The sequence below is a fragment of the Anoxybacillus mongoliensis genome (assembly GCF_014201515.1).
Taxonomy (GTDB): domain Bacteria; phylum Bacillota; class Bacilli; order Bacillales; family Anoxybacillaceae; genus Anoxybacillus; species Anoxybacillus mongoliensis.
Genome location: NZ_JACHEQ010000005.1, coordinates 1 through 18,959 on the forward strand (window position 1 = coordinate 1; position 18,959 = coordinate 18,959).

An 18,959-nucleotide genomic window follows, 5' to 3' on the forward strand; every position below is an offset into this window, starting at 1 on the left:
GCAATGCCCCAGCCAGCATCTACAGGTGTAGTAGTTGACACGAGTTGTCTAATTTCTTGTTGTTGTTCTTCCGTCAGAAATGGCACGCGACCAGGCGGCAACCGACGATCGAGTAAATGATCGAGCCCTCCTTGATTAAACCGTGCAACGTAAAGGGCAACGGATTGACGGCACAGATTGACCATTTTTGCGACATCTTTACCGAGGTGACCTTCCATGACAAGACGAACAGCGGTCACCCGAGCACGAAGTGAAGCGTTTTTGATTTTCCGTTCTTGTTTCCGAAGGGTTCGAGGCGTCCAGCCGTGATCATTTGTGATTTTTAGACGTTTCATGTCTTTTCCGCTCCTTTTATATAGAAATATTTAGGAGCAGTATAGCCATGAAAAAAGGTGTTCATACAGAAGTCATGGTTTTAAGGTGCATGTATATAGATAGGGAGGAAAGAAACAAAACCTCGCTCATAAACTTTTTCTATGTAGGGGCTGAATAGTTACTTTAAAATTAGTTTTCTTTGTGTTAATATTTTAACATGATTATTAAAATTAGGAAGAGTGTTTGTCAAATGAAACAATATTATTTATCTACCGAAACCATTAGACAAGCATATCAAGAACTTACAAAAATCAACTTAAAAAACACTAGCATTCTTTTTAGTTTTTTAATATTGAAAGGATGTGGTTTCAACAATATAGCCTTCGAACCTTTAGATAGCATTTCTACCAGAGGATTGAACTTAGCTAAACGACTTAGTTGGTTATTTGCTCCGAACGAAAAACATCCCGATAAGTGTAACTTTATAAACCCTTTTAATATGGCTGAATGGGGAGCTAATCCTAAAGAATCCCTAGAAAAATGGATTAGAACGAGACTGAAAAATAATATTATTGGTGGAGCGACCACATGGAGAAATATTATTAACGAGGACTTAAAGCTAAATCAAATAAAATTCACCTATAACTATCTTGACGAAATTAAACAACTTACGAATATTGAGCAAAATAAAATAAATCTTATTGCTCTGGCGATTTGGAGTAACCGTTTTACTCCTTTTTCTCGAAAAGCTACAGTTGGTGACTTATGCGGAGAATTTTTAGAGACCTTCTGCTTAACGAAACCGGAACAGAACATATTTTTCCATACACAAAATACCATAGATTTAAATTACCAAGAATCGTTACATGATACAAAAGAAATTAGAGCTTTAATCGGAAAGCCAGATATTACCGAAGAATGGTTATCTGTACAAAATATCCCTGATCATCAATTACACACATCCCCAGAATTTTATCAAACAAAGGTGAGTTCTATGGAAAAAAGCAATCTTAATCATATCTCAGAAGAAATGCTTTTGAAACTATTAAAAAATTATTATCAAGTAATTTTGAGTGGCCCTCCCGGAACATCAAAATCGTACCTATGTTCTCAGATTGCAAAAAAATTTGATTCTGTAAGAAAGATCCAATTCCATCCTCAATATTCATACCAACAATTCGTTGGTGGTTATGTCGTTGAAAAAGATGAAGTACACTATAAACGCGGTTTATTATTAAATTTCCTTGAAGAAATTAAAACTCTAGAACAAAATAATCCAGACAAACAACTACAACATCTTTTAATAATCGATGAAATAAATAGAGCAAATTTAAGTCAAGTTTTCGGGGAAGTAATACAATGTCTAGATAGAGATCATCATACCCAAATAATTGTTGATGGTGAATTAGAGGAAATTAGATTACCTAAAAATCTATATATAATTGGAACTATGAACTCCACCGATAGAACACTAGGATCGGTTGATTACGCATTGAGAAGAAGATTTTTGAATATTTATTGTCCTCCTAATACAGAATTGTTGCTTGAGCTCTGTCCTGCACAAAATGGAATTTCTGTCTATGATTTATTAAAGAAAATTAATGAAAATCTTATTCAATCCCATAAAAATAGGGAGCTAGTTATTGGTCATGCCTTGTTTTTGAACGAAAATGTAAAAGATAGTAGGGATAATAGATATTATTGGAACGGAGAGTCTTTAGAAATGTTATTTAACTACAAAATTTTACCGATCATTGAGGAATACTGCTATGGAAACCCAACTCAAGTAAAAGCTGTTTTAGGTGAAAAATTACCATTAAGACTACAAGGGGAGGAATTTATTAAAGCTATCAAGGATTATATATATAAATGAAAAAAATTGTAATTGAAGAGAATTCTTTCTTAAATCTAGAAGACAAATACCTCCCCTTTGTAAAGGAAATCATAGAGTTAAATGAAAATACCTCTATTAGGCTAAATGAAAATACAGTTTATTTTGGTGAATATACTGTAGGGATAATAAAATTAGATGATTTAATTATCGAAATCCGATCTAGAAATGAAGCTATAACAATGAGCACGATTTTTGAAATGTATTGGTTCGTTAATAATGGTCAAACAGAATTTAGAATGGAAACTATGGGCTTTGATTTAAATAGTTCTTTTGAGCTTACTTCTGTTACTGATTTTTTCTACAAGATCTGTTCGAAACTATTACAAATGGGTTTAACCGGTAGCTTTAACAAGTATAAGGATTTTTCTCAAATAATTAGAGGAAATATTGTATTTGAAGAATACATAAAAAAAGAAATTACTATTAGGGGATTAAGTGTTATTACAGAAGAATACTCAATAAATTGTTTAGCTAATCAGTTAATAAAAGCAGCAATTTTTAAACTTATTCAATCAGAGGTAAAGGAAGAAAATATTATTAAGCTAAATTCTTTGCTTCGTGAATTTGCCTACGTGGATGATTTACGTTTTACACAATCAGATTTAAATAGAATTGAAATCCTAGTAAAAACTTTTTATTCATCAAATCCATATTACCCTATTGTTATAGAAACTTCTTTAAAAATTCTTAGGGATTTAAAAATCTCTTATAACAAGGGCAATTTAGAGTGGTATATGTTTTTAGTAAACTCCAATGATTTATTTGAAAAATATGTGCGAAAAATGCTTCAAATTGGGATGGATGAAAATGTTATAAAATGGAAAGAACCTAAAAAATATGCTACTATCGTAAGTGAACAAGGTATAGGATATAAATCTTTCTCACCAGACATCATCATTGATTACAACGAAACATACGATCAAGGTAGAATCGTGTTAGATGTAAAGAATAAAAAGTTTAATCCTGCTACTCAGAATATTTCTGAATTAATAAGTTCAGCAGATTTATATCAAATTTTATTTTATTGTCGGCAACTCAAGACTAATGCAGGCGGAATCATCTATCCAACTAATAGCAACTTTGAGCCTATAAAGATTGAAATCAATGACGAAAACAATCCTTTACTATACTTATTTTCAATAAATATGACAGATGTTTTTGAAAATAGGCTAATAAAGCTAAAATCTGAAATTAAAAATAAATTATTATCATATACTTAATCAAAGTGCTAACACTTAAGTGTTAGCACTTTAATTCTAAAATTAATTGTTCAGGCTCTTTTATTGGAATATTTGCCTCATAGTAATAAATCATTTTATCAACTATTGCTCTTACTACAGGAACAGTTACAGCATTCCCTAATTGTTTTTTTGCTTGTACATTCGAAACATTAAACTCAAACCATTCAGGAAATCCTTGAAGTCTTTTGCATTCTTCAACTGATAGTCTCCTTTTTAAATCCCAAAGTTTCGGCTCTCTTGAAGCAATAATCGCAGGCGCCACACTATCAAGACTACTGTAATAAGCCTCCTGTATCTGTGTTTTAGCCTTATCACCTATATGAAAACGAAGAGTATTATCAGGTTTTAAATAAGAGTAGATTCCGTACTTCCCTTTTTTTGTATTAGGAGCGTATTTAGAATTATCATGCTTTACCCTAACTTCATTGGAACTAAAGTGAAAATTTATACGATCTATTTCAAACTGGCTTAATTTTAAAGATTCGTCATTATTATTTATGTCAACAATATCCCTAAGAACTTTTCCACGTTGATTTCCTTTGGGAAATTCAAAATAGATCTCTTTATCAAACCCTACACAAAACCATCTCTGTCTATATTGCGGCACCCCAAAATCATAACTATCCAATATTTCCCAGTAAATTGTATAATCTAACTGTTTAAGGGTGTCCTCAATAATTTTTAACGTTTCACCCTTTTTATGGGATTTTAATCCTTTTACATTTTCCAAAATAAACATTTTGGGTCTTTTTTCTTTTAAAATACGAACTATATCAAAAAATAAAGTTCCTCTTACTTTATCTTCAAATCCCTCTAGACGCCCAGCATAACTAAAAGGTTGGCAAGGGAAGCCAGCGGCTAATATATCAAAATCCGGAATTTCACTTGCCTTAATTTTTGTAATATCACCAGCCGGGATATCTCCAAAGTTATGCTTGTAAACTTCTCTTGCAAATTTATCAATTTCCGAAGAAAATACACATTCCATATTATGAGCACTTAAACTTTCAAAGGCGATTCTAAACCCACCTATTCCAGCAAATAAATCAATAAATTTGTAATTTCCCATTTAAACCACATCCCTTTTTCAAAGATGTATAAGATTTTCAATTACAACATTTTATTATAACATAATTTGTCCAATTTTGTTCAAGTTAGTCGATTATTTTTATATAAAAAATCACGGTTTTTGATTATCCAAAATTAGGTGTACACCTCCCACATATTTGGGCATACTCAAATAAGACAGCTGCCATCTCCGATTTCCATTTGAGAGGAAGTTTCCCAGAGAAAAACGACGGACAAACGAAAGAAAAGAAAGGGGCGAGGTTGTCCGTTTTTCCGTGCGATGATATAGCCATCGCAATAGTGTGTTTGGCAAGTAAAAAATACACAATATAGCGGTGAATTTTTACACAATCTTGCCAGTTCCCATTATTTATCGATTTTTTTGAGATAGAGCGTTCCGAAATCGACTTGAGCTTCTCCCCCAGGATGATGCAAATCCACGTACGTTTCTTGTGCTTCTGCTAATTCTGTGTATTCCGTCCTTTTTGTACCAGAGAATTTGCAAAAATAATAGATTAGAAAGGTGACTCCACTGTTCCCAGAGCAACAATGTGTAGAGTGCTTTTTTCGTCAGCGGCCGAATCAGCTATAATGGAATCCGAAATGCAGCAGGGCGAGTGGCGCGATTGTTATGAAACGGTCGGTAAGTTAATGCAGTGCTTTCTTTTTCACCACTTTCTTATTGCTGAGGAAATTTTCTTCATTTCCTCAGCTTTTTATTATTGTTTAATGGATATCATCTATTTGCCTCTATCCATTGAGCGCTTCTTTAAGATTACGTTAGGTCACATCGATAAGCTTGGTGATTATTTCCTTACCCATGAAGTATATATAGGTGATATATATAAAGATAGGTGGTTTTAGGTGTGTGGCAGTTTTTTCGTTTACAAGTCGCGCAAATGGTGAAAGATGTTTATAATGGAGATGTTCTATTGGAAAAATGGGTAGCGTCAAAAAATCTATGAAAAGTCATCATGTGCTACCTTTTGAAGGAAAATAAAGAGGATAGTGGAATTGGATTCGCCCTTGACCAACACTCGCCAAAGGAGAAAAACGGTCAGTAAGGGCAAGGACAGAAAAGAAGGGCATAGGAAAGCAGCCCTTGCCCTATCCTGATTTTACCTTTGGCGAGGTTCGGATGGTCAAGGGTACGCTCCGCCGAATCCGTCCTTAGGATGCGGCTTGTTGGGTCAACATCTCTTGAGCCATGACAATGAGCCTTGCCCAACGTGCCGGCATATGCGGAAGGCTCTCTAATGCTGGGATGACGACCGGTACCCGTTTTTCTAACGCGCTATGCGGACGCAAGAAGTTGAAATACGCCACAAAGAGTGTGACAAAGGAAACCGAGCCTTCTTCTGCGCCAAAGCCGTGAGTCGGTCGGTAGTTGCCTTTAAACGTTCGGTTGAATCGTTCAATGATCTGTTTGAGTGGTCGATATTCCTCGGACACAGGATCCTCGTTTGTCAGCCCGATGACTTGGCGAACATCGAAAGAAATCCCGTGTTGGGCGAAAAAGTGCTGTGCCAACAAGTAGATCGGGTTGCCATCGACGACAAAAGACAAATCTTCAGGAATCGACGGCAGTTTCTTGAGGACATCGTCGATCGCACGGATGGCAGAGAGTGTATCCCGATGTGGAGAGACCCGATAAGACAGCACGACCTTTTTCACGGCATCAAACATAAAGAACAAGTAATGCCAGCGTCCTTTGACGCGGATATACGTCTCGTCGCCGCAAAAAGAACCAGACAGTTCGTAAGGAAAGTGATCGATGAAAGGTTTGACGATCAGCGCAACACTATTGGCATAGTTGATGACCGTTTGGTGAGAAATCGACAACCCATGGACGTCTTTCATGATACTCGCCGTTTTTCGTGCAGAGAGCCCATAGTTGACGTGATACGTCAAGATGAGTCCGAGTGTATGCGAAGACACGGAAAGACGCGACAAATCCACCTTCGATTGTATCGGTGACGACGGTGCCAACGGCTGAAAATCAAAGAGAAACTCACGGAAAATGTATCGAACTTTAAAGGCATACGGTGCGTATTGAAACTGTTCTTTTTCCTGAGGTGTCATCTGTCGCAAGTTTGCTTGGTAAAACGAACAATCATCATTCTTACATTTGTGGATGTAATAATCGTTGCGCTCTTTGATTTTCTCGAGTGCCTTTAAACAATGTGGGCACCGAAAAATCACTTCTTTGGCAAAACGGCTGCGATGGTTGAAACGGCAATGGCATACTTTGCATTGATACTGACCTTTGCCTCCGTTGTTGGCGTACACGTACGCAGAAGGAGCTTGGCATTGTGGACACGTCAATGTATCTGGCACCGTGGTTTTTGTGTTTGTATGCCTTTTAATCGGTTTCAATGGTTTCCCGTGTTGTTGTTCGTATTCGACCAGAAGTTGGCGATAATCCAAACGCGGAAGCGTTTCGATGACAGGCAGTTCATCGACTTGGAGTTTCTGATACGATTGATTCACCGGTTCTTCGTCATCCCAGTCTGTGAGGGACTTTTCAAAAAGTACACCTAGTAAATAAATAATGATTTGATATTGGATCTTGATTATTTGGAGCATTTTGATTAATAATTGAGGTAACAAGCTTGTCACTCCTTTGTTTTGATTGGGTGTGGGGTTACCTCAATCGTACCAAAAACAGCAGGGGTGGCAAGCTTTTTTTGTCGAGAACTGCAGAAAATCAATAAAAACTTAGGGTATGCCTTTAAAACTTTTGACAATACCGAAAAATGAGATGAGGTGAATGTATGGGTATCAACAAGATCGAGCGTCTTTTTCAGTATCTCATTGAACTAAGCAATCAAGGAAGTAAGGTGATCCGCAAGTATCGTGAATATAACGATTTTTACATATGGGATGCAGAGCTTTTTAAGCTGGAGAACTGTACCGTATTTCCAAGTGAACTTCATGATGTGTGGCTAGAAGTACGAAAGGTACATATTGACAAAAAAGAGGAAGTTCCACCGTCTCCTCCGAATTCGCTACAAGGGTGGCTTGAGGATAATTATAGTGACTGGAAGCTTGAAACCGTCCACGCGAAGCCGATGAGGGTCATAGAAGGAGAGGATGGTGAACGTCCAGAACGCTTTGCCGACGATTTTAATCGCCAGCGCGCATATGAAACGTGGCTTGCAGAATGGAAAAACTGGAGAAATCGTTTAGCGCGTAAAAAACGTGAGAAGAAAATATATGAGGATCTTTTCCAAGTGTATCAACGTTTTGAACGCGAAGGGGAGCGACTAGAGTTCGTTTTTGGGACAGGAATGCTCACATGGAAAAAAGAAGAGAGTATTGAGCATCCAATCGCGACGGTGCGCATGGAACTGGAGTTTTTAGCGGAAAATGGCGTATTCCATCTCAAGCCGGCAACGAACGGTATACAGGCGGAATTGGAAGTATTAAGTGGATTTTCTATTCCAAATGCCCCGCAAATTCAAGACATGGCAGATCAATGGCGAGAGATGGAACTGACGAAGGATATCTTTCATGTACTCGATGAGTCGTTTGTGAAACTTGTCCATTTGCTTGATGCGAATGGAGAGTATGTTCGGGATACTCGTGTACCGCTTTCCGCTGGGGATGCTCCAAAGCTGTACCAGCGCTTTTTGTTTATGGTGCGCCCGAAAGATCAACGCGTGCTAAAACGGGATTTGCGCATAATTTTGCAAGGGATTCAAAACGGAACGCTTGAGGTGCCACCGACGATTCAATCACTTGTCGGGGAAGCGATAGCGGCTGTCCCAGTTGATTCCGACGAATGGAAACAAGCACAAGAAGACCTGTTTTTCCCGCTTCCGGCCAATGAAGACCAAAAAGAAATTGCTAGACGTATTGCAGTTTCTTATGGTGTGAGCGTACAGGGCCCACCAGGAACAGGGAAGTCACATACGATTGCCAACTTAGTGTCACATTTGCTTGCGCATGGAAAAAAAGTGTTGATTACAAGTCAAAAAGAAAGTCCGCTTCGGGTATTACGTGATAAAATTCCAAAGGATATTCAGAGTCTATGCGTCCCGATGCTTGGTGGCAGCCGTGATTCGTTACAAGAAATAGAAAATGCTATCAATTCCATCTCGGAAAAGCTAGGGAGTGCCAATATTAATCAATTGACTAAAGACATTGAACAAGCGAAGAAGGCTCTAGAGAATAGCCGTAGACGGGAAGCGCAATATCGAACAGAGTTACGGCGTTTGGCGCTGAAAGAACATGAAACGGTTCATTGGGATGGAAAAGCCATTTTCCGTGCGGATGCAGCACGTATGTTGCAAAAACCACCTGTCCCATATGATTGGATTGCGGATGATATCGAAATGAATCGTTCGGTGCCGATATCGGAGGAACAATTCGCAGAGCTTTGGAAATTGAGGGGGGAGCTGACGTCAACCGATTACCGTCTCTTGATGTATGAATTGCCGGAGCGTCAATCACTTCCTTCATCAGGAGATTTTCACACGCTTTTAGCCGAAGGGGAGGCACTGGCAGAGCGGGTGAGAGCGGGAGAAACTGATTTGTCCGTTCCATTGCCGAAAGAAGTGTTGCATGAGGTGCTAACGATACTGAACCACATTTTAGCGGGCGAGTATTTGTTTGAACGACCGCTTTATCGCGCAATACTACAAGATGTCGACAGTGGTGGTGTGCGCAAAGAAATTTGGGAGCAGTTTGCTTCTGAAGTCAAGCAGACGATGGAGTCGTTGCTTCTTTCTTATAAGAGATTGAGTGATTATGTTATCTCTCTCCCTGCAAAACCGTTGTTTGTGTTCAAACAAGATGTCATGAAAGCGAAAGAAGCGCTACAACAAAGAAAAACAGGCGCGCTGTACTTTTTGTTAAAGGGAAAAGATGTAAAATATTTATTTAAGGAACCAGTACTTAACAACAAACCGGTTGAAACGGTGCAAGAGTTTGAAATCATCGAACAATACATCGAGGCGCAAGAAGAAAAAGAGCGACTTATTCGAAAATGGAACAACATGATGGAACCACTTGGGGGAACACACATTGAGGATAGCCCGACTACGATTAGCCAAATGGATAATGAATTAGCGGTCGTTTATCAAGTGTTTGAAATGGTGCGGAAGATAGACCAGCTTCGCTTAATGCTCAAAGAAGCCGCTGCCTCTATGTCTTTAAAATGGGAGGAACTGTCGACATATCATCTTATTCGACAAGCAGTCGAGCAGGAGATTCGTAAGTGTGAGCTGCGCGAATGGGAAGAAAAATATGAAGGAATTCAAGCAGAATTGAAGCAACGCATGAAGCAACATAACATCCATCAAATATGGGAAGAACTGTTACAAGCACTGCAAACGAGAGATGTAGTCGCTTGGAAAACAGCGCTTGACAACCTTAATCGCCTGCAAGAAACGAAGCAGAAGGCAGCCCGCTTCGAATCGCTACTTACTGTGATGAAGAACGTTGCACCAAAAACTGCACAGTGGATCGAAAGTCTGCTCGGACAAGATGAACCGATGCCAGCATCGTTTCATGTAGCTTGGAAGTTCAAGACTCTTCATACATGGCTACATGAACTAGATCGTTTTGATTCTGTGGAACTGGAAAAGTCTATAAAACTGGAGCAACGTACTCAACAAAAGCTTATTCAACAAATCGTTGCGAAATCGAGTTGGAAATATCAGCTTGAAAACATAACAGAAGAACAAAAACGGGCCTTGTTTGCATGGAAAAAGTATATTAAGCGCTATGGAAAAGGAACAGGGAAAAATGCGGCGATGTATTTACGAGAAGCGCAGCGAGAAATGGCAAAATGCCAAGGAGCGATTCCTGTTTGGATTATGCCGATTCAGCAAGTGTTGGAGAACTTCCCGGTCATGAATGAAAAGTTTGATGTTGTGATTGTCGATGAAAGTAGCCAATGTAACATTTTAGCTTTACCTGTGTTGCTTCGTGCAAAACGTGCCATTGTGGTCGGGGATGATGAGCAAATCAGTCCGTACGATTTAGGTGTAAAATCGGAAGATGTCACGAACCTCGTTCAACAATATTTGCAAGGCATTCCAAACGCGAGATTATTTGATTTGCAAACGTCGTTATACGATATAGCCGATCAAACTTTCCCAAAATCGGGACGGCTCATGTTAAAAGAGCATTTCCGTTGCGTCCCAGAAATTATTCAGTTTTCTAACGATTTAAGCTATAACGGCAACATGATTCCTCTCCGTTTGCCGACGAAGGAAGAAATGTTGACACCACCTGTTCTAGCGATTCGTGTAGTAGACGGCTATTGTTCAGAAGGAACAGAAGCAATCAACAGATCAGAGGCGGAAAAAATTGTTCAGGATATCGCCGCGCTACTAAAAGATCCCGCATATGACGGTCAGACAATTGGTGTGATAGCGTTACAAGGCAATAAACAGCACGAGCTCATTGAAACGATGTTGCGTAACACAATCGGTGAGCAAGCAATTATTGAACGAAAAATTCGCTGCGGCAACGCCTACGCATTCCAAGGGGATGAGCGCGATGTTATGTTCTTGTCGATGGTCGTCGCGCTGAATCGTCGTTTTCAGTCACTGACGAAGAAAAACTTCCAACAAATTTTTAACGTCGCTGCAAGCCGTGCACGCAATCAAATGCGCCTCTATCATTCGGTCGGATTAGAAGACTTGAAACCGGAGGATTTGCGGCATCGATTGCTTTCGTATTGTTTAAATCCAGCGCGCATGCAAGAGGAGATGAAAGAGTTAGAACAAATGTGTGATTCTCCATTTGAAGTGGAAGTGCTTCACCGCATTCGCGCACGGGGATTCCGTGTCATTCCGCAAATGAAAGTAGCAGGACGGCGCATTGACCTCGTGGTGGAGGGGATGCGTAATCGTTTGGCAGTGGAGTGCGACGGGGAAAAATTCCATGGAATTGAGAAGTGGGAAGCGGACATGGAACGTCAGTATATGTTAGAGCGGATTGGTTGGACGTTCTGGCGCGTGCGCGGCCGTGACTTTTACCGCGACCCAGATCGCGCGCTTGCAAGTTTGTGGGTTAAATTAGAGGAAATGGGGATTGAACCTTATGAGGTGCAGTCGAATATTGAATGTACGTCGATAAATGAAGAGATTACGTATGAAACTCAGAGTCAGTCTGTTGTTCGTCAAGTCGCGTCCGACAATCCAAAGGTACACTCAGCTCATGAACGAAGCAATGTTCGCGATTTCGCTGTTCAAGAGAAAGAAGGGGATGATGTCAGTGATTTCGAAATGGCGTCTTCCGCTCACGAATGGGAAGGTTTTGAGGATAATTTCACAGTAGAACAACAAACGGTTCACGTTGATTCTCGGAATGAAGAAGCTGCCGTTTTAGCGAACGTCAAACTAACGCCTGAACTAAAGTCCACTGAAGCACAGACGGTTAAAAAGGTAGCTGCAAGCGAGGGGAAAGTTGGGGAAGTAGGCGACCATTTTAGTAAGGAATGGGAACGCATCGACAGCAGCAATATTGTCGATTATTTGCGGTCCAAAGGATTGGAAGTACTCGACAATCGAGAAAACAACGGAGTACTTTGGGTGCTAGGAAACGAAGAGCTGGAAGAACTATTAAGTCCATTAAAGTCGCATCGTATTACTTTTCGTTATTCACCGAACGGTGTTCAAGCAACTGCATACCGTGCTGCCTGGTATTGGGCAGGAGAAGATTGGGAAATGTAAGGGGAAGAAGGTTAGCCCTCTTATCACGCGAACGATGCACAAGGCACGTTGGTGGTTCACCAGCGTGCCTATTTAATTTTCCAAAAAATGTGATAGGTGAAATATAGAATAGTTTACCTATTTTTTAGAAACCGCGTTATAATGAATGTGGATGAGAATAATTAGGAGTGTTGTGGAGCCATGGACAACGCGAAGTATTCTTTGTTGATTTTTTCGCCTGATCTTCAACTGTCGTTGTTTCAGGAGATTTGTCAGTATGTTCAGAGTGGACGAAAAGTATATATGTTGACATTTGATGATCCGGAGCTATTGTTGGAAAATCCTATTTTTCAAGAAGCTCATCAAAAAGAATTATTGAACATATCGATGGTTCGCTATTCCAAAGAATGGGAAGGACGTTCATTGTTTATTGAAGATGGCCGTGTAGATGATCCGAGGTTATTAGATTATTTGTCACAAAACAGCTCGTTCAATAAAGAACAATATTTGCTCGAACACGATCATATGAGCAGCCATTACATCGTCAAAGCAGGTGCAGGTACGGGAAAAACGACCACAATGATTAACCGTATTATGTTTCTTAAGCACATCGATCCTTCTTTCGATTTACGCACCGCTGTCATGATTACTTTCACGAACGAAGCGGCGGCGCATATGCGATCAAAATTGTTGCAAAAACTAAAAAACTATTATGATATGACGAAAGACCGAAAATATTTAGAGTGGATGGAACAAATCGATGGCATGACGATTGGAACGATTCATTCGTTCGCCCGCAAATTTCTTGTGACAGAAGGGCAAGCACTCGGCTTTTCCCGTACGATGAAAATTCGCTCATATAAGCACGAACGACGAAAAACGATTGAAAAATATATTGACCAATTTTCTCGTGAGCAACCAGATATATATAATCGTTTTCGCCACATTCCTCATTATCAAATTATTCGTTCGTTGAATGGGATCATTGAACAAATTCAAAATAAGTCGATGTCTTTGGAACGAGTGCACACGCTTGATTTCGGTAGCGATACTCATTATTTTCACGTGTTCGTTGATTATGTGGTCAAACGCACGATTGTAGAGTTGGATGAACAGAAACAAATGGAAGAAACGTTGGAAATGAGCGATTTAATTAGTCGCCTAACGTTGCTTTCCGATCTCCCTTCTGATTCCTTAAGGCTTGACATTCGCTATTTGTTTGTTGACGAGATGCAGGATACAGATGAGATGCAAGTCGAGTTTATTAGTTGGCTTGTCGAAAAATATGGCTGTCAGCTATTTGCAGTAGGAGACGTCAAACAAAGCATTTACCGGTTCCGCGGCGCCGATTATACCGCATTTTCTCAACTGCAACAGCGCCTTGAAGAGATAGGAGCGTTATATCGTTTATATGCTTTGCAAAAAAATTACCGTTCCACGCCAACGCTGCTTCAGCAATTGAACACGTTATTTCGAAAATGGCCACATGTCGTGACAAAATTTTCGTTCGATTCCACCGATGAACTACTTTCTGGACGCGAAGATCTAGAAGAGGAAGAAGGGTTAGTGGCACTTGAATTGGATGATGTATCGCTCCAATATTTGCTTTCTCGTTTAAAAGGGAAAACTATCGCCGTGCTTGTTCGCTCGAACCGTGAAGTGCTTGAAACGGTCAAACGGATTGAACATCTTGGATTTTTTTGCGATGCAGTCATCTCAGGAGATTTTTACCGCTCATTACCTGTTCGCGAGTTTTATTTATTAGTCCGACGCTTAACCCATCCGAAAGTAGCTAAAGATCGGTATTTGTTTCATCAAAGTTCTTATGGCGAAAACGACCTAACGATTGCTCGTGTGCTCTCCTCTTATTCTGCAGAGAAGCAGTTTATTCTCGAATTGCTCGAGCCGTTTGATCGGTCTGTCTATGAAAATTACAATTGGCATACGGAAGCAGCGCTTGATGTGCTGCAAAAGATCATTGCTGACATCCGACCGCATGAAGTGTTCCGGCGTCGCTATTATGCATATTTGCGGACGAAGTTTCCAGACGGGAATGTGGAGATGCAGAAAAAAGAGGCGATTGCTAAAATGAAAGAGTATAAGTTGAACATCGATAAACTCATGTATTTGTTGAAAAAAGAGCTCGGAGGCTTTCGTGCTACCTTATATGATATCGAAGCATTTTTGGCGGTAAAGATGGCGACCGACACAACAGAAAACGAAGAGAAGTTAGAAGAAGAAGTGGCTCACCGTATTAAAGTGATGACTGTGCATAAGGCGAAAGGACTGGAGTTTGAGTATGTCATATTGCCGCTGACGAAAAACCATTTTACAAAACAAGGAACGACCGATGTATTTCTTACCTCTCACGGTTCTAGATGGAATGTCGGCTATTACGTCAATTGGGATGGGTTTGAATTACAAAATAACCACTATAAAGAGCACATAGGGGAAGAAAAACAAGAGATAGTAGCAGAAGAAGCAAGGCTGTTATATGTCGCTTTAACACGAGCAAAAAGGGCGGTGTACGTTAATAGTTCTTCGCCAATGACTCAATACACGGCGCAATGCTGGGACGATTTGCTTGAGAGTGGAGGAGTGCTGTATGTTTAAAGTGAAGTATTATAAGCATACAAAAAAATTTTATGAGCAATTCCGCATCCAGAACGGAGAGATTCATATTACCCAAAGTGCTGCTTTTGCCGACTACTTAAGCAGTATCGGCGGTCAAGCAAATCGCGTCTGGTCATATCCGCCATTTATTGAGGCACTGTTTCCGCATTGGCATCATCCTTACACGGAGGTGTACATACGCTCGCTCGTTCGCGATTACGTACATCGTCACGCACCGAAGGAAAAGGTGACGTACTTTGAAAAACGGCTCGATGATTTTTATGCATCTGTCCGTTTTTTGGCAGAAATCGGGCCATTTTCTTTATCTCCTCTTCCTTCGTTAAAGTTAAACGAGGAGCAGAGGTTTTTCATTGGCATGATGGAAACATTACGCTCTGATAATGTCTTATTAGAATATTGGAAAGCGCGCGCCCACCTTTCGCGAAAAAGCGTAGCCGAAGCGTTGGGACTTGAGGATGACGCACATGTGATTTGCGTCCATCACGTCGATTATATTGACGCACCTAAAATGTTGCTATTTTATTTGCTCGCACAAGTTGGATTTGATGTTGTTTTTTACATTCCGTTTAACCCAGGGGCACCAAACTTATATAAAACGTGGTGTGACATTTATCGGCATGTGAGCAATGATGAAGGGAATTGGGAGTGCGTAGAAGAGTCGCAGCCACTACGGGGAGCGAAGTTTGCCCAGTACGTCGATGCTTCTTTTTCGATTTCAGATGATTCGTTTGACGGCATTAATTTTCTTTCGTTTGCTCATCCTACGGATTTAAAAAACTATTTAGAACGGTGTCCGATCGAAAAAGAGCGGCATGAGGTGTTGGCGACTTACGAAGAAGAGTTGAACGTGTACGTCGGTCATCATCGAAATTCTCATTTTTATGCGAGTCGATACGGAAAATTTTTTCTATCGTTGCAAAGATGCAAAAAAACAGAGGCGGGCGTTCTTCTGACGTATGACGACTATGTGAACATGATGACCTCCGGATGGGTGCATTATGGAGCAATTGACGGGTCGCAAGCACTCACATTGTTAATTGATTTACGTAATTACATGGAAGGGGTCGCGACATTTGCGGATATTATAGATCGGTTGCAATCACTCATTAATCTGCAAGAAGTAAGCGCAGCTTTTGATGAGGTTGCCAAAGAGCAAGCGGGCCGCCATCGACTTAAGCAATATTTGAGCAATCCGTTCCGCAGCTTTTCATACGTCCATCGTTCTCGATACGACATCACTATTAAGCAGCTAATGGAGTGTACGAAAGACTTAGCGCGCAAAGTGCAGCGTTTGTTACTAGGGGAGCGAGAGAAGCGAAATGTTCGTGCGTATCTTCAAGAATGGAAGCAAGTATATGATTCTGTGAAAACACAATGGGACGCAAAGTCCCAAATGAAGATGGAGATGCTCTTTTCGCTTTCGATACCGGAGCATTGGGAGTTTGCGAAAGAAGAAATGCACTTGTTTCTTTCCCTCCATTTCGGAGCGAAGGAACATAAGCACGATAAAATTTTGAATTTCGATCAGTTAGTGGGCAAGGCATTGAGTGCGAAACACGTGCATCTGACAGGCATGTCGTTTCAACTGTTTCCATGGAAAACGCCGGAACTGCCAAACGTGCTGACGTATACGTGGATGAAAGAATGCATTCGCCGCTCGTTTATCGGCTTGAACCAAACGATGCGGATTAACGCTTTGTTAGTCGATTATTATTCGCGGCATGCAGCTAACAGCACGGCTGTATACGCTCTCTACCACTTATTAGCGTTTGGAAATGAAACGGTCACGTTTAGTTATATCCAAAATTGGCGGGAACATGATGGACCAAGCATTTATTTTACTATATTGCAAGAATTATATGGAATGAAAGAAACGACGTTTGTGGAAGAAGAGAATGAGTTGTCGTGGGAAGTTCCGACGCTTGAGGAACAGTCATTTCCGGTGGAAGCGCTTCGACACATTCCTGATTTGTTATGGATCGACAGTGATTTTTGCAAGCGAAAATTCTTCTTGAACGCGTTGGTTGAACATCATCCTGTTTATGAAAATGACTTCCACCAACAGCAAGTGTTTTCAATAATTGGTCGTCTTCTGAGCGAACAAGGGGATGGGGAGGCGTTGTTCCGCGAAACGATATTTCCACTCTTTCCGCAATGGACGAATGCGTTCAAGCAAAACTTGCTCGATACGTTAGGAATTTCAGGATTACGTGTCTACAAACAATACGAGAACATCTATTATCCGAAGGCGATGAAATATCTTCAGCGTTTGAAAAGTAAGTATCTTGTCACAAAAAATTGGAAGGCAAGACATCAGTATGATAACGATACATTTAAAGTGGACGAACATATACGCGGGTTGATGGACTATGTCGGCGTCTATGAAGTGGAAGCAGAGAGCGGTGCGCATTGCCGTATGTGCCCATTCCTTCACGTATGTAAGGACGGTGAATATGTCATTGATGCAGTCAACAATTAATCTTCATAAAAAGCGGCTTGATTTTGCGAAAAAATCGGCAAGAGCGTGGCAAAATTATTTTGATGCCCAAGGTCTTTTGCCGAATATTACGTTGAGCGCGGAACAAATTTCCGTTGTGCAGCAAGAAGAAGAACAAATGTTAATTAATGGGTCGGCAGGTAGCGGCAAAAGTTTAACGCTATTGTATAAATTGCTGAAAGTGATGGAGCAGGAAAATGAACCGCGCCGCATTTTATATTGTTCCTTCAATACGACGCTCATTGAAGATGCACGAAAACGAGTTGCGCAATCGCAGCGATTCCATGAAATGAAAGACAAGCACACGCTTCACATGACGACGTTTCACAACATGGCTGCTGAACTGTTAAGAGAAATAGGTTTTAAAAATGCTGAGTTTTTGCGAGTAAATTTACAAAATATACGCCGATACGAGGAGGCAATTATTCGTCGTACAATCGCTCTCGTTGATTCATTTATGGATAGCGATGAATATCAACAACTGCCGCCTGAGCAAAAACTTTATAAAACACACGTGGGAACGTTTTTAATGGACGAAATTCTTTGGATGAAAGCGAATGGTTTTATTACGGAGCAGTCATACTACGATTGTGAGCGCTCCGGCCGAGGGAACAATCCGCGTTTAACAAAAGAGCAGCGCCGTACAATTTTTCATTTATACAAACAATATCAAGAGTTGTTGAAAAAACAGTTTCATAATTATTTAGATTTAGAAGATTACGCGTTGCTACTTTTGCAACATTTAGAAGATATTCCAGAGTCGTTAAAGTATGATTATATTTTTGTTGATGAGGTACAAGATTTGCAGGCGATGCAGTTGAAGGCACTCATCGGGCTTGTAAAAAAATCGATTGTCGTTTCTGGAGATCCGAAACAGCGTATTTACAAGCGTAGCCCGTTTTCGTACCGTGAGTTAGGGTTGCACATTGAAGGGCGGAAAACAAGGAATTTGCGGACAAACTATCGATCGACAAAAGAAATTATGAAGCTGGCGAGCAGTCTGCAGTTCCTAGATGAAGAAAATGATCGCTTCGATGACCAGCGATTCGTACGTGAAGGGAAGAAACCTAGTATTTATTACTTTTCGCATGTGAGCGAATTGAACCGTCATCTCATTAGTCAAGTGAAAGATATTCACCGCCGAGATCCAGAAGCGACAATCGCGGTCATCCATCGCCATGACGCGGATGGTCATCTCATTCGTCAATGTCCTGTTTTCCATGAACTTAATCGTAATTTTGATGTCGTGACGGTGTCGCAATATGGGAAGCGCTTTGATTTGAATAAACAAAAAAAGCCGCTCTTTTTCACTGATGCGTTCAGCGTGAAAGGGTTGGAATTCGATTACGTCTTTTTAATTCATTTCGATCGCGAACATTACCCGAACAAAAAAAGAATCGAGGATTTGGACAAAAGAGCGGGCGACAATAAAAACAGTGACAGCTACAACGCCGATTACGACGCGATATTAAACGATGAAAAGAAAGTGTTGTATGTTGCGGTGACGCGAGCGAAGAAAGAAGTACAGCTCATGTATACAGGTAAGACGTTCCGCAGCATTTCACCGTTTGTGCGCGATTTTTACCGAGCGGATTATGACGCCTTTGGCTTTGATTCAGCCATTTATTCGAAATAGAGGTGAC

9 protein-coding genes are annotated in these 18,959 nt (G+C 40.5%); 6 read left to right on the forward strand and 3 right to left on the reverse strand.

Translation table 11 applies throughout. The features are described 5' to 3' along the window. The coding region (locus HNR43_RS05975) for a helix-turn-helix domain-containing protein (protein ID WP_183242147.1) at positions 1 to 335 on the reverse strand (335 nt) is incomplete at its 3' end. Between the two features lie 230 nt (positions 336 to 565). Between HNR43_RS05975 and HNR43_RS05980 the strand changes: the two genes are divergently transcribed. Both HNR43_RS05980 and HNR43_RS05985 read left to right on the forward strand, forming a co-directional pair. After that, positions 566 to 2,188 carry an McrB family protein gene (locus HNR43_RS05980; protein WP_183242149.1) on the forward strand — a complete coding sequence of 541 codons (1,623 nt, stop codon included), beginning with the start codon at positions 566 to 568 and terminating at the stop codon, positions 2,186 to 2,188. Continuing rightward, complete coding sequence (locus tag HNR43_RS05985; RefSeq protein ID WP_183242151.1) at positions 2,185 to 3,429, forward strand: 5-methylcytosine restriction system specificity protein McrC; 1,245 nt, start codon at positions 2,185 to 2,187, stop codon at positions 3,427 to 3,429. Before HNR43_RS05980 ends, HNR43_RS05985 begins: the two co-directional genes overlap by 4 nt. Before the next feature lie 22 nt (positions 3,430 to 3,451). Here HNR43_RS05985 and HNR43_RS05990 read toward each other — a convergent pair whose 3' ends face one another. Next, on the reverse strand, positions 3,452 to 4,519 hold the full coding sequence (locus HNR43_RS05990) for a DNA cytosine methyltransferase (RefSeq protein ID WP_183242153.1): 1,068 nt from the start codon (positions 4,517 to 4,519) through the stop codon (positions 3,452 to 3,454). A 1,169-nt stretch (positions 4,520 to 5,688) separates the two neighbouring features. Further along, positions 5,689 to 7,128, reverse strand: a complete 1,440-nt coding sequence (locus tag HNR43_RS06000; RefSeq protein WP_246346259.1) for a DDE-type integrase/transposase/recombinase — start codon at positions 7,126 to 7,128, stop codon at positions 5,689 to 5,691. Between the two features lie 164 nt (positions 7,129 to 7,292). Between HNR43_RS06000 and HNR43_RS06005 the strand changes: the two genes are divergently transcribed. The 4 genes from HNR43_RS06005 to HNR43_RS06020 all read left to right on the forward strand — a co-directional run bounded on the left by HNR43_RS06005 (position 7,293) and on the right by HNR43_RS06020 (position 18,952). Next, positions 7,293 to 12,206 (forward strand): AAA domain-containing protein, encoded by a 4,914-nt coding sequence (locus HNR43_RS06005; RefSeq protein ID WP_183242155.1) that lies wholly within the window; start codon positions 7,293 to 7,295, stop codon positions 12,204 to 12,206. Positions 12,207 to 12,386: 180 nt separating this feature from the next. Continuing rightward, entirely contained in the window at positions 12,387 to 14,798 is a 2,412-nt protein-coding gene (locus HNR43_RS06010; protein ID WP_183242157.1) for a UvrD-helicase domain-containing protein, read from the forward strand. After that, positions 14,791 to 17,298, forward strand: coding sequence for a hypothetical protein (locus tag HNR43_RS06015; RefSeq protein WP_246346260.1), 2,508 nt, complete (start codon positions 14,791 to 14,793; stop codon positions 17,296 to 17,298). Before HNR43_RS06010 ends, HNR43_RS06015 begins: the two co-directional genes overlap by 8 nt. Next, positions 17,273 to 18,952: a UvrD-helicase domain-containing protein gene (locus HNR43_RS06020; RefSeq protein WP_246346261.1), complete on the forward strand. Its 1,680-nt coding sequence runs from the start codon at positions 17,273 to 17,275 to the stop codon at positions 18,950 to 18,952. Before HNR43_RS06015 ends, HNR43_RS06020 begins: the two co-directional genes overlap by 26 nt. The last annotated feature ends 7 nt before the right edge of the window (positions 18,953 to 18,959 follow it).

What these genes read in the sequence shown, in the direction of transcription:
- HNR43_RS05990 (WP_183242153.1), bottom strand. Translation starts at nt 4,519, where the DNA reads ATGGGAAATTACAAATTTATTGATTTATTTGCTGGAATAGGTGGGTTT.
- HNR43_RS06010 (WP_183242157.1), top strand. Translation starts at nt 12,387, where the DNA reads ATGGACAACGCGAAGTATTCTTTGTTGATTTTTTCGCCTGATCTTCAA.
- HNR43_RS06020 (WP_246346261.1), top strand. Translation starts at nt 17,273, where the DNA reads ATGTCATTGATGCAGTCAACAATTAATCTTCATAAAAAGCGGCTTGAT.
- HNR43_RS06005 (WP_183242155.1), top strand. Translation starts at nt 7,293, where the DNA reads ATGGGTATCAACAAGATCGAGCGTCTTTTTCAGTATCTCATTGAACTA.
- HNR43_RS05980 (WP_183242149.1), top strand. Translation starts at nt 566, where the DNA reads ATGAAACAATATTATTTATCTACCGAAACCATTAGACAAGCATATCAA.
- HNR43_RS05985 (WP_183242151.1), top strand. Translation starts at nt 2,185, where the DNA reads ATGAAAAAAATTGTAATTGAAGAGAATTCTTTCTTAAATCTAGAAGAC.
- HNR43_RS06015 (WP_246346260.1), top strand. Translation starts at nt 14,791, where the DNA reads ATGTTTAAAGTGAAGTATTATAAGCATACAAAAAAATTTTATGAGCAA.